The following is an 11,925-nucleotide window of genomic DNA, read 5'->3' on the forward strand; positions in this document are numbered from 1 at the left end:
AACTGCGGGTGGTCGACCCGTCAAGCTCCTATGATCACATTGGGCGGCAGCCGCTGAGTCTCTGGTGGGCAGCTTTGGGGGGCGGCTGACGAGACTTTTCAGGGCGGCCCGTTGGTACCGTCATGGCTCCGACTGTTCCAGGCGCACCTCAGCCGTCGCGATCAAGTGTTGCTGCGCTGGGCCGGCGACCTTGGCGAGAGCGCAGAATTACGAAGAGCTTATTCGGCTCTGTATGGCCGTTACTTCGCGCGAGCGCTTCTGGCGAGCCGACTCGGTCTCACCAACTTCGTCTGACTGCGAACGAAGCGCACGACAATTTCCTCAACGGGAGTAGTGGTCCGTCGGATCCTAAGCGGAGACATTCCCGACTGGATTGCTTGGGACCCAAGGGCAAACGGATACGTGCTTGGAGAAGCAAAAGGCAATCTTACTGGGAGCGTCGATCGGTTTCGCCGGGGGACGCCAGCCTGCGTCGGCGCCGGCAAGGAGCAGTTCGATCGCGTAACGGTGGAAGATCGGACAGGGCGACGGATTGCCACAAAGAACTGGGTGGCGGCTAGCCTATGGTCTACAGACTCGAGGCCGAGGCCCTCTGTCTCGCTACTATGGGACCCACCCGCGGACGGAGAAGAGATTTCCCCTGAAGACATGCCGAGTCATGCGTCCGCAATCCGTAGACGAAGGACGGCGAACCTAGCGCTTCGCTTCGGCCGTCCGGCGCTACTCCGACGCAATGGAAAACTCTCAGGGCAACTTGTGCACATCGAAGCGCAGCCGTTGGATTCTCCCGCAATGCCACCGTTCGCACGCGAAGCTCAACAACAGGACGGCCCGCTGCTGCCGCAGGAGCAACGGGCTGCTGGCCCGCATTCGGACTTGTATGTCGCGGCGCTAATTACGCCGCTCGGCATCCGGCCAATCCTGGACGCGGGGGACCTTCAGGCAGTCTTCATGGCTCAGGAGCAGGCAAAAAAGCTCAATGACCCCGCAATGATCTTTGGTCTCTCGGTTGGCACGATCCTTGGGGATGGCGACGATCGGCACCTATGGTTGTTCGGGAACGGCATTGCTTCCCCAGATGGCCTAAGCCTGTTCGATCTTCGGGACGTGACAGTTAAAGCGCCCTGAAGAATTGACAGCGCGGGTGGCGGGGTCTTTCTGATGGGGCAGCCGATCCCTCTGCGATTACTAATGCTTAATCTCGGCGGCGATCGCGTTAACGATGCGCTTGCGAGACGCACCGCGCGTCACCATCGCGGCCGCCTCTCCCGATTGCGTGAGCCAAGTAACCAGTTTTTGAAGCGCCAGGCGCGTCGTCGCGTCGTCCCGGCAATTTGTGAGCAGAACGAATTGCACCTTTTGGACCTCGTCGGCGACATAGATGCCGAAAGGAGCGCTCACAATCGTAGCATCAGGGAACCCGAGCAGACTTGCCGCCTGGGTCTCGGTTGCTGTTCGATTGCAGCCAATGAGGTGGACCGGGCCAACCGCCAACTTGAGTGCGCTGATCTGCTCATGATCGCGCAGGAACGGTCGCCCAATCATTTCGCGAGCCGCTCCAATCGACATGCTCCCGGGAACGGCGTGGAGGCAGAACAGGACCTTCTCCCCGTCGATGTCAAGCGTTGCGTTTCGCGGCACCATGACCTCGCCGCCATTTTGTTTGATCGCGCTCTCCAGTACCGTGCATATCCGCTCCTCTCGCGCGCGGTAATCGAGCTTCGACCATTCCAATGCTTCGCCAAGATGGAAATGGTTGCGTCGCCCCTCGCTGGCCGCGAGCGTTACCAGCTCGGCGACCTGGTGAGCGATTGCCTGTTCCACTTCGTTAAGAACGTCTTCAAAGCTATTGCCCTGTCCGCGGAACCGATCAGCCCGGTTGACATCTTCTTGGAAGCGCTGGTCCCGCTCGGAGGTATACGACTTAATATCTTCCTCAGATCCCGCGCGAATGACGAGCACCTTTGCGGGCGTCCTGCTGTACGCACGCTGAAACTCGCCGTGACAAATGCCCATGTCACCGGCGCCAGCTGCCCAACCAGCACTTCCGTCATAGATGACGAGGAGAATGTCGGCTTGATCCACTCTCAGCATACATTCATCCCATGCGGCCGCCGTCGCTGCCGGCGCGTCCTCATTGATCCACACGTTGAAGAGCGGATGACCGAATAACGTAGCCGCCTCCAGCTTCGCTTTGATCTCACGGCGCAGCTCGGAAAGCGTTGTCGTCTCACCAGCGGGGAAAGCCGCTAGATTTCGGCTTGAGATCATAATGTTGATGGGGCGGATCTTAGTTGCGCCCTTGCGTTTGACTGCCCGGCTTTTCGCCCGCCTACTCGTTGTCACCGCGTTCCCCTGGTCTCCTAGTACCCCAATGGCTGATGGACCATGTCTCGTTTGGCAACGAAAACTGGCAACAGCGCAGGATCTATACACAGAAGCTTACAGATCTCCGCCTTGGGTCGCGGAGCTAAAGTGAATCGTTGATAGTTTGCGAAGTGCTACCCGTTGTTTCAGCTTTGCGACGTCCTTCTCGCGATCGAGAACATGCATCCTGCGATGACAGTTCGCGCAAAGAGCAACGGTGTTCTCCAGTGTGTCAGGGCCGCCCTGCGCGAGATGCACAATGTGGTGACACTCAAGGTAGGGGCCTTCCTGAGTACTAAATGGCGCCGGGTTTGCGCAAAGATCGCATATGCCCTGGGCCAGCCTCTTTGTCAGCTCTACCACCGCGGCGCTTCGTATGAATTGAATTGCCAGTGTCTCGCGACGGTTAGGCTCATGGCTTCCTTGAGTGCCGGCCAACAACAGTAGTTCTTCTAAGGTTTTGGGGCGAACGGCCCGACGTCGGGCTCTTTCGATTTGTTGGATATCACGAGCCTCAGGAATGGGTTTCCCACCGGCGCTTATCAGAGCTAAAGGAAAAACCAGAACTGTTCTCGTTGTTCCCTCATCGTCGACTTGGCTCTCGCGATAGACGGGGGCCGTTAGCCTAACAGGTCCGGCGTAGTGGTAAGCGTTCCGCGTGAACACCTCAAACAGGTGCACCGGGACGTTGTCTTGCTCGTGATGCGCTAGCCTTAGGTTTTGTCCAGATAATGTCTGATCGCCGACGCGGCCCATGCCCGTGTAGTGGAAAGCGTCCCCTACCCAACGGTCGTCATACAGGCTTTTGGTATGGTCAGCGATAATCACCAGACATTGGTGCTTACCGGACCACCGCATGCCGCCAGCGTTTCCGACACTGAACGTCCTAGAAAGTTGGTCGTTGGTGAGGATCACACCCGGTGCGAGGTCTTTGATATCGACCTGAGCGCCTTCGTTCTTGCGCACAATCTCAAAACCTAGATCCCGCAGAAAATCGTTCGCTTCATTTCCACCGGAGAATTCTCGGCGAGAGTAAGTTTGACCGTTTGCGAATTCAGAGGCAATTGAGATTACAAGTTTGGGCGGAAGTGGCATCTCCGTTACAGGGTCGATCACATCAAACTTTGTCGAAGATGCACCCGACGGGATACCCGTTTCAACGATGCGAGCCATTGCGAGGCGGATGTGATCCGCCGTGACTTTCTTCGGTAGTGCCATACGGTCAAGCCCCCAACCACTGGATCACGGGTAACGAGAAAGTAAACTCAAGTCAAAACGGTCGCATGATGCTCGGAGAGATCATGCTGCCCTGATAATTGTTGGTGATTTTCCGCTGTGTTTTTTGACCGTTTGGGGGTAATTCAACATGAAACCGACTTCACTCGCCTTTTTCGTCACCATCGCCACGATGCTTGCCGGGTGCCAAACCTTGGATCAGCGCGTCGAGGCCCGTTCAAAGCTCGTTTGCTTTCAAGCCGGCTATGGCGAGACATCGCCTCGGCACCGCGAATGCATGGAGACGCTGACGCCGGTCGCCATGGACATGGAGCGGAAGGCGGCGCTTCGCCAATTCAATGAAGGCCTCGACACGATTGCGGCGGGACTGAACCGCAACGACGGCGGCGTGACCTGCGTGACCTCTGGCTCGGTGACCCGCTGCCGGTGACGATTCCGGGGTCTCACCTCCGGGCCCGCCGCGAGATGCGGAGGTAGCGCCTTCGCGGCCCTTGGTGACGTTCCACTGTGAGATGCTGCAACTCGCTACCATTCAAGCAAAACTTCATGAAACTCTCTCGCGTAACGGCAGCGATTACAACCCGTCCGGTTGCCCGATTGAAGAGAAACTGCCAGAGGACTTTTTCAGGAGCCCGAAAGCCAGCAATATGAAAATCTTCGTCCCCAAAGTCGATAAACACGTGGTGTCGGAGAGGAGCCCAGCGTCGGACGATTGCCGCGGCTCTTGTCCGAGGATCTAAGCACAAAGGGCTGTCGTGGACTATATATCCCTCTGCCACGGCTTCACGAAAGGCGGGAAGATCACGCTTATATCGCATGCCATCCACGACCCAAACCATTGTCCCGTAGAACTTCTCGCGGGAAAGGCGCTCTTCGGGATCGAGGGGCGAGTGCTGGAATTCAATCACCAAGCCCCTGTCGTTCTTAACATCCGCGATATGACGTTCGCCTTCAGCGGCAACGTGGATGACCTCCTGCCACTCCTGCGGAAAAAGAGCCTTCCAAGTACGATGCCATTCGGTCTCCGGCTCCCACCAGCGATCGCATTCGAGTTTCCCGAGGTGAGACCAGTGCCAAATCCGCTTCTGACCGCACCTGGAGACTACTTCTGCGTCGCAGTTCGGACAGGCACCACGGAGCTTCGGCTCAGCTTCGTGACGTGCCCCATTTACCAACCCGTATTTCATTTTCCCCCCACCGATTGAGAATGCTTGGAAGGGTTGCTGCCGGATTGAACGGAGGTAAAGGCCCGCTGAGCGAGAATTTACGTACGGTGTCACTAAACGCATATACGGAGCGTTACACATTAAAATGCGTAGCGTTGCAAATTTACATCGCGATTCATCGGCTAGAAACTTGGAAAATTCTGCGACCCGCTTCCAGTCAGGTCTGCACTTCCGACGTGCGTCGAAGGAACATCAAAAAGGGCTAGAAGTCGTCTTCGGCGTCGGGTACCGAACTTCTGGTTTTCACCAATAGAGTGCACGACGACCGTCGCTGACAATGCAATATCCCGGGTATGGGCCGGTGTCTCTGGGGCCCCCGTTGCAGCAACGCTGACAATATCAATTGGGGGGAGGGTCGAAGGCCGGCCGGCGACGAGGCGGGATCAGTCGTCGCCCTCGGCCCTCCGCAGAGTTCTAAGGGATCGATGCCGATGGCTAGGCACACCCCGATTTCACGCACAATTTTGCGCTGAGGCTGATTCATTCGAGCTGACGTGCTTTATTGGGTCATTCGAGCTCTTAAACAGCAGACGGAGGCGAGCAGTGCCGGGCGAGGTTGAAGTTTGCGACAACATGATATGGGCGAACCGCATTCGCGGGGACGACACATTGCGGTGTCGAATCAAAGAACTTTCACCCGGTCAGGCTGTCGTGCTGGAGGTCGATACACACGTGGGAACTTGGATCGCGATCAATCAACATCCTATTCATTCGACAGGCTACGCCTTGAATCCGCAAGGTGCCGCAAGAGCTCCGTGGCATGCTCTTTGGGAAGAGCGACCCGGGGACTGGGTTTCGATCCGTTTCGTGCGCTACCCAGCTGAGGCGTAGGCCCGCTCCAACGCTTCGAGAGCCGCTTCGCCGCCACGAACGGCCTGCGTGTAATGACTGAGGGTGACGACGGCGTTGGCATGGCCTGCAAGTTTGGCGACCAGGCCGATCTCAATACCTTGAGCCTGAAGCGTTGAGATGAAGGCGTGCCGGGCCGAGTGCGGCGACACATAGGGCAGTCCGATCTTCTTGAAGGCCGGGGCCCAAAAACGGGTGCGAAAGTTGGAGTAGAGCAGGGTGTTGCCGCCGCCCGTCCGCGGCTTGGGCCAAGCTTGCCGTTGGCCGAGGCTCGAAAACACCCGATACAGCTCATTACCTCGCCGCGGACAGCGGACGCGCCATTCGAGCATCATCGCCCGCAGGGTGGGGCTCATCGGGATTTCGCGGGTGCCCGCGGAGGTCTTGGTCATCTCGCAGATGGCGCCGTCGAGCTCCTGCATACGCCGGATGCGGATGACGTTTGTATCGAAATCGACATCCTCCCAAAGAAGTGCCAATTGTTCGCTTGGCCGGGTGCCTGTCAGAAAGGGGAACCCGTAGTAAATGCCGCGTTCCGGATCGTTGCGAGCGCCCCCGAGGAGGATCGAGACCTGCTCGGGGCCAAGGATTGCCTTTTTGACCTTTTGCCGTCCCCTGCCCAATTTCGACGGCATGGCGGGCGGTCGAATGTTGTGATCTTCGGCCGCGAGCGCCAGCGCCGCCTGAAGATAGGTCTTCGCGCGGTTCGCGGTGAAGGTGCCGACCTCGTTCGTCAGCAGCCTATGCCACGCCCGAATATCGGCAGTCGTCAACTCCGTGACCTTCATGCTGCCCAACAGGGGCTTAAACTTCGTCCCCGCCGGTGCCTCACCAGTCTCCGTGTAATCCGCCCGCTGCCGCGGCGTGCCGATGAGCAGAGGGCCAACGATCGACCCAGCGACATGACGGTATCCACGCAAAGTGCGCTCTTTGACGTTCCCGGCGCAATTCACGAGCCAATGCTCCGTTACCTCGCCGATTGTCAGACTGACGCGCTTCGATGCGTAGGTGCCCAACGCCACCTCCGCGGCGATCTCGGCGGCTCGGCGTTGGGCATCCTTCTTCCGCTTGAAAGATTTGATGCGGCGCGCGCCGGTCTGCGGATCGCGATAGTTCAGCATGTAGAGGTGGTGAATGACAATCTCGCCCGATTTTAGCGTTCGCGGCCGATCTCGTTCCGTGATGCTGTACTCGAATGCCATGATACGTCCCGCCGAAAAAGAAAAACCGAAAATCAAAACACGCGGGAAGAGGCCGCACAATTTCTTGGATGTGACGCGAGGCCTCCGGGAGATGAAGGGCGCAACCTCCGCGCAACCCGGACATTTCGAAGCGCCGTGACGCCCGAAATGACGGGGCTTGAACTACGGTTCATTAGGCGACAGGTCGTCTCGCGGCAGTCGCAAAAGTCAGCGAAGGCTGCCCATCGAAAACGGACCGGATGTGTGGCCGTGGCGGCGTGGCGGGTGTGGCATGTGCGGCGGCACCTCTGTGCGCTGCCGCTGCGGCTCCGCGGTTCGCACAACGTCGCTGCCCACACACTCCAGCGCGCCTATAGACCATGCCACACATGCCACCCCGCCACGCTCAACAAAGTGATGCTTTGTCTCGGTGGCCCTCGGGTTTTGGTTTCTCGTAGCCGCGAACGGTTTTGTCGCCGATTCGAAATTTCTTCGGCTCCCATCCTAGATGCCGCATGACAATGGCGAGGCGCTTGGTGTGGCCCTGCGTCAGTCGCTCCAGCGGAATGCCGAGCTTGATTTCGAGAAGTTCGTGAGTATAAGCGCGGACGAACTCTCCGTGTTCTGTTCCGCGCTCATCCGACAACTTTTCAAGCCAGGGGTCTTCCTCGAGCCGCGATGCCTGCTCTACCGCTGCAATGTCCCAGAGCTCTTCGGGTAGTGCGATGCTTTCGCCTTCCCGCTCGCGATGCGCCGCCTCGGCGAGGAGTTGGTCTCGGTCTCGCCGAAGCGCCTCAAGGTCAATAAAGCCAGTTTTCACGGGCCAGAAGCGCCGATTGCCAGTCTGGTCGCGAAGGTATTTGTCATCGTTGGTGGTGCCGATGAAAATCGCCTGCCTGGGGCGTGCGGTCGAATAATGCGCATAGGCCATCCGACTTCTATCGACTGTTCGAGAGGCGAAGGCTTTGATCCTGTTAACCTCGGCGCGGTTCAATCCCTCGACTTCGCCCAGTTCGTAGAACCAGACGCCCTCCAGAAGCTCGATCTGCGCTTTTGCATCCAGGGTCAGAATTTCCTGATCCGAGTGATTTCCCGGCCCGGCGAGAATGGCCACCGCCGTGGATTTGCCCGACCCCTGTTTGCCTTCGAATACAACGATCTGGTCGAACTTGACGCCGGGTTGTCGGACGCGCCGGACTGCGGCGATCAGAGTGATCCGAGAGACGGCACAGTTGAGAGGTGTATCTTCTGCCCCCAAGTAGTTGGTCATCCACCGATCAAGGCGCGGGATGCCATCCCACACGAGGCCATCAAGCATCTATCGGATCGGGTGGAAGGCATTCTCGAGGCAAAGGAGGTTAACGGCGTCGCGGACATGTTCCGATCGCGGATCAAAACCGAACTCCTCAATAATCAACCCGCGCAGGGCCATACAGGCATCGTCGCTAATCTCGCCTTGGTGCTCTTCCAGTGGCTTTCCATTGACGATCTTTCGATTGCGGAAAAGATCGAAGGAGCAAGAGAGGCCTAACCGTCGAATGGCGACCGCAGCATTGCGCATCGTCGCGCGAGGGCCTCGTTTATCATTATCAGGCCAACCATTCTCGATGGACGCTTTCGCCGACCGGGCTTGCTTAAGGGCATAAGGGATGGGAGCCCGTCTCTCGAGGATCGACGCCGAGATGCCGAGATGAGGGTTGATAAAAACACCCGCAATAGTTTCTTCAGGGCAACCGGCGCGAACAAGTTCACACGCGACATGAAAGACGGCCTCACTGCGCGACGGGTAGCGCGGCGCTTCACTATTCTGCGGCCGCTCCGGATCGTCGCCCAGTTCGATCACCGAGCGTATTGCCGCCGTTACACCCTCGGGCAGAACATCGAGGCCGACCGGCGTGATGTGGACGGAAAGCGGAGTCGATGGTGTGGTCAACTCCGGATCGAGCGAAACCTCCGTGAAGGCTTCAATCGGATAGGAGCGATCCCAGTCCGTGAATTCGCTGACGTAAGCCAGCGCAGGTGTCCGTCCTGCCGCTTGCTTTTTGGCATTCGGCACGTTGATGGTACCCGGCAGCCGCATGATGCGGTCGGCGTTGTGGCAGTTGTCGCCGCCGAGGTCCGCGGCGATCCTCATGTTACAGCGCTCGACCCGTTCGAGGTTGCTGCACGGTGCATCCAATCGCCAAAACGCCTGATAGCCGCCACCCGAGAAGATAACCGCCGTCGGCCGAGGCGCGTACCGTTCGATGCGGCTGAGCGCGTCGAGGTCGTCGACATCGACATGGAGGAATGTTGCCGCCTCCACGTCCGCCTTCCTAGCCTTCTTGTCGCGGAAGCCGGACGTCAGAGTGTTGACGTGGTGGTAAAGGTTCTCGACGCCTTGGCGGCCTTCGATCCATGCCGCCATTTCATCAAGTTGGTCGGGACCGAAGGTCTTAGCGGCAGGAGCACCATCCGGTTTCATGGCGACGAGGTGCCAGGAGCCCTTTGGGTGCATCGCCTGAAGGAAAGCGACCGCTGCGGCGGTGTCGGAAATAATGTGGTCGGGCATACAAGTTCTCTCAAGTCAGCCGTGCCCTATCGCGCAGGCGGCGCTGCACGAGGGGAAGGCGCAGATTGTGGTGAGGGAGAGCAGGGCGGGTCTGACGATCCCGCCCGCTTGGTCAGGCCAGCTTCAGTCGATTTGCTTCTTGATGACCAGGACGAATCCGTTGCCGTCGGCGTAGACTGCGAGCGACGGAGCCCAGAAAATGGGCGACGCTTGAGCCAACATATTCACATGTGATCTCGGATCGTGCTCGGGTCGCAGTAAGACGTCTTCTTCGTCGAGGGTCCCGGCCTGGGGGTGGCGAGGAAACTTACGCATCGTCGGAGCCTCCCTGGCGCGACGAGTCGATGAAGGCGATTACCTGAGAGAGGCGAACGAGGCGTCGGCGATTGAAGGGTGTGAAGCAGGGGACATCCCCACGACTGACGGCTCCTAAAAGAGCCCAATAGTGAAGGTTCAGTTCTGCGGCCGCTGCCTTGATCGTATAGAGTTTTTCGAATTCAGAAATTGACTTGTCTTGGTCTCGCATCTGGAGCCCCCTAATTTGCGGGGGAGACGCGATGAGATGCCTATCGGCCAGCTATGCATCGTCGCCCCCTAGTGACTGGGTACGTTGATGCGACCACTGGTCTGTAGCTCTGTCGCTCGGGAGGAGGGGCTACCCTCGCAACGCTTGGACAGGTGCGGTACTGCGTTCGCGAATACAAAATGTAGATGCTTTTGCATTCTGTCAACTAGATATGGGATCTTGCCGCGGATTGGGTTATTCCGGGGCTGGCCGCGCCGCTCCGCTATGCGTGCCCTATGCCCCGTCCAGCCGTCGCGGAGGTACTACGCCGGCCGCTGCGGCACGTCCTCCTACTAATATAGCTTCGAGGGCTGAGCACCAGCGGGGACCGCCTCCGTGCGCACGGGTAGGTCAGGGGCGGGTGAAAGATAAAAAAATGGTGGGTATAGGTGGCGGGGGAGAAGGTATGCATCTTACTTCAAGTGATAAGAGACAATCGCCCAATCGCATATTTGGGATTTCGGAACAGTAATAGCTGGGCAAAGTCGCTCCTTAAGCGACCATAGACACCAGCACTCTTGTACTTGACCCGGAGTTCATGCGACCACCGGCGGTACTGAGGATGAGACGCATGCCGAAAATGGCTTACATTTTAGATGACATATCCGCAGCGAGAGAGTTCGTCTCCAGCCTTAACCGCAAGATTGTGCGCAAACGGTTTTCCACAGGCCATTGGGAGCCACATCACGTCGTCCTCGTCACTCGTGATGGCCAAGTTGTCGCCATGGCGGACTGTGTCGTAAGTGATGACGGTCATGCCGCTAATGGCAGCTTGCTTGCCCGCAGCGGTTTCGGGGCAAATGCAATAGCAGCACTTCTGCGCATGAAGCAGCACGTGCCGGTGGGACATTGGCAGTCAACGCTCCGCGTTCCAACACCGTCAACGGTCGGAATCTCTCGCCGCTATTTTGACGCAACATTCGATCAGGGAGCATGGGAAATTTCGAATGAGCTAATGAAAGTGCATGGTTCACAGCACCATCTGCAGCCGACACCTATTATTGTCTCTTCAGCGTTCCTTAAAGCTGCGGGCATCCCCCAACTCCATCGCATGGATGCTGCATCGCGGGCCCAGCTACTTAGGGCGGCCGCTGAACCTTCTCGTGCAACGATTCGCGTTCCAAACGGCTCTGTGCTCGGTGCAACAGATCTCATGTCACTGGCTTTCGAATTGCTGGACCTGCCGATGCAAGTCAGACAGAACGTGTCCCGTGCCATGCTGATTAGCCTTGCGGTGGCACATGGTCACAACATCGACATGCGAACCGTTAATACGCTCGTCCGCAGTGACGCAATGCCGATCTTCTTTAATGCCGTGTCTCGAGCCATTAGTTTAGATGATCAAGCGGGAGGGATCTTCACTGTCGAATGTCACAACGAGGATCCAGTTGCCTCGTTTTTGGCAAAGGTCTCGACGAGAACGTTGCCATCAAACCGGGCGTGATGGCCGCCGCACTACACATCGCTGCAAGCACGTTCTCCTTAGCCAGGCAAAGACTGCGGGCCCAGCAACCTCCGTGCGGTATGTCGACGGGCATGGAAACTAAGAGCGCGGGGTATGGGTTAAGGGTGGTGACAGGTAAGGCCCGGGCGCAGCGGCCAGAGCATATAGGCAGTGTTTCTTCGGGACCCTTAACTCGCAGCCGACATGGCCTTCGTGATGTCGCTCAATTTTACATACTTTCTAGAATTGAAGAACGTATAGGTCGGAATTGCACCTGACTGCGCCGCTCGCTGGAGCTTGAAGTAGGGTAGGCCGGTTGCCTCTGCGGCGGCGCGCAGCGTGAGCGGTCGTTCGAAGGATGCGACGGGCAGTGACCGGCTTTTCATTTGGTTCTCCTCTTGATGAGAAGAAGAATAAAACACGCCGCGCGAGCCGCGAAAATTTCCATACTGTTGCGGCGCAGACGCTGCTGCGACATCTCCAACCTACCATCGTTCTTTCGTTGC

General features: G+C 58.1%; 10 protein-coding genes. 3 read left to right on the forward strand and 7 right to left on the reverse strand.

Annotated features, from left to right (window positions below):
- Positions 1 to 756 precede the first annotated feature (756 nt).
- Positions 757 to 1,128 carry a hypothetical protein gene (locus FEZ63_RS22000; RefSeq protein ID WP_162419820.1) on the forward strand — a complete coding sequence of 124 codons (372 nt, stop codon included), beginning with the start codon at positions 757 to 759 and terminating at the stop codon, positions 1,126 to 1,128.
- A 60-nt stretch (positions 1,129 to 1,188) separates the two neighbouring features.
- On the opposite strand, the gene FEZ63_RS22005 is transcribed toward FEZ63_RS22000, so the two are convergent.
- Positions 1,189 to 2,346 carry a hypothetical protein gene (locus tag FEZ63_RS22005; RefSeq protein ID WP_150948786.1) on the reverse strand — a complete coding sequence of 386 codons (1,158 nt, stop codon included), beginning with the start codon at positions 2,344 to 2,346 and terminating at the stop codon, positions 1,189 to 1,191.
- Between the two features lie 96 nt (positions 2,347 to 2,442).
- Positions 2,443 to 3,585, reverse strand: a complete 1,143-nt coding sequence (locus FEZ63_RS22010; protein WP_150948789.1) for an HNH endonuclease — start codon at positions 3,583 to 3,585, stop codon at positions 2,443 to 2,445.
- A gap of 148 nt (positions 3,586 to 3,733) precedes the next feature.
- On the opposite strand from FEZ63_RS22010, the gene FEZ63_RS22015 reads away from it, so the two are divergent.
- Entirely contained in the window at positions 3,734 to 4,033 is a 300-nt protein-coding gene (locus FEZ63_RS22015) for a hypothetical protein (protein ID WP_150948792.1), read from the forward strand.
- A gap of 13 nt (positions 4,034 to 4,046) precedes the next feature.
- Here FEZ63_RS22015 and FEZ63_RS26305 read toward each other — a convergent pair whose 3' ends face one another.
- The 4 genes from FEZ63_RS26305 to FEZ63_RS22035 all read right to left on the reverse strand — a co-directional run bounded on the left by FEZ63_RS26305 (position 4,047) and on the right by FEZ63_RS22035 (position 9,410).
- The gene (locus tag FEZ63_RS26305) at positions 4,047 to 4,910 is read right to left on the reverse strand and encodes a competence protein CoiA (protein ID WP_150948795.1); all 864 of its coding nucleotides are present in this window, start codon (positions 4,908 to 4,910) and stop codon (positions 4,047 to 4,049) included.
- Between the two features lie 731 nt (positions 4,911 to 5,641).
- Positions 5,642 to 6,880 (reverse strand): site-specific integrase, encoded by a 1,239-nt coding sequence (locus tag FEZ63_RS22025; protein WP_150948798.1) that lies wholly within the window; start codon positions 6,878 to 6,880, stop codon positions 5,642 to 5,644.
- Positions 6,881 to 7,265: 385 nt separating this feature from the next.
- Positions 7,266 to 8,177, reverse strand: a complete 912-nt coding sequence (locus tag FEZ63_RS22030; protein ID WP_150948800.1) for a virulence-associated E family protein — start codon at positions 8,175 to 8,177, stop codon at positions 7,266 to 7,268.
- Positions 8,178 to 9,410 carry a DNA-primase RepB domain-containing protein gene (locus tag FEZ63_RS22035; protein WP_150948806.1) on the reverse strand — a complete coding sequence of 411 codons (1,233 nt, stop codon included), beginning with the start codon at positions 9,408 to 9,410 and terminating at the stop codon, positions 8,178 to 8,180.
- A 1,136-nt stretch (positions 9,411 to 10,546) separates the two neighbouring features.
- On the opposite strand from FEZ63_RS22035, the gene FEZ63_RS22040 reads away from it, so the two are divergent.
- Positions 10,547 to 11,419 (forward strand): hypothetical protein, encoded by an 873-nt coding sequence (locus tag FEZ63_RS22040; RefSeq protein WP_150948809.1) that lies wholly within the window; start codon positions 10,547 to 10,549, stop codon positions 11,417 to 11,419.
- Positions 11,420 to 11,607: 188 nt separating this feature from the next.
- On the opposite strand, the gene FEZ63_RS22045 is transcribed toward FEZ63_RS22040, so the two are convergent.
- Entirely contained in the window at positions 11,608 to 11,805 is a 198-nt protein-coding gene (locus FEZ63_RS22045; protein WP_150948812.1) for a hypothetical protein, read from the reverse strand.
- Positions 11,806 to 11,925: the final 120 nt, after the last annotated feature.

Origin of the sequence: Microvirga brassicacearum (assembly GCF_008757455.1) — a bacterium.
GTDB classification, from domain to species: domain Bacteria; phylum Pseudomonadota; class Alphaproteobacteria; order Rhizobiales; family Beijerinckiaceae; genus Microvirga; species Microvirga brassicacearum.

Excerpts from the sequence above, each read along its gene's own strand:
- FEZ63_RS22010 (WP_150948789.1), bottom strand. The coding sequence starts at position 3,585 with ATGGCACTACCGAAGAAAGTCACGGCGGATCACATCCGCCTCGCAATG.
- FEZ63_RS22015 (WP_150948792.1), top strand. The coding sequence starts at position 3,734 with ATGAAACCGACTTCACTCGCCTTTTTCGTCACCATCGCCACGATGCTT.
- FEZ63_RS26305 (WP_150948795.1), bottom strand. The coding sequence starts at position 4,910 with ATGTGTAACGCTCCGTATATGCGTTTAGTGACACCGTACGTAAATTCT.
- FEZ63_RS22025 (WP_150948798.1), bottom strand. The coding sequence starts at position 6,880 with ATGGCATTCGAGTACAGCATCACGGAACGAGATCGGCCGCGAACGCTA.
- FEZ63_RS22030 (WP_150948800.1), bottom strand. The coding sequence starts at position 8,177 with ATGCTTGATGGCCTCGTGTGGGATGGCATCCCGCGCCTTGATCGGTGG.
- FEZ63_RS22035 (WP_150948806.1), bottom strand. The coding sequence starts at position 9,410 with ATGCCCGACCACATTATTTCCGACACCGCCGCAGCGGTCGCTTTCCTT.
- FEZ63_RS22040 (WP_150948809.1), top strand. The coding sequence starts at position 10,547 with ATGCCGAAAATGGCTTACATTTTAGATGACATATCCGCAGCGAGAGAG.
- FEZ63_RS22045 (WP_150948812.1), bottom strand. The coding sequence starts at position 11,805 with ATGAAAAGCCGGTCACTGCCCGTCGCATCCTTCGAACGACCGCTCACG.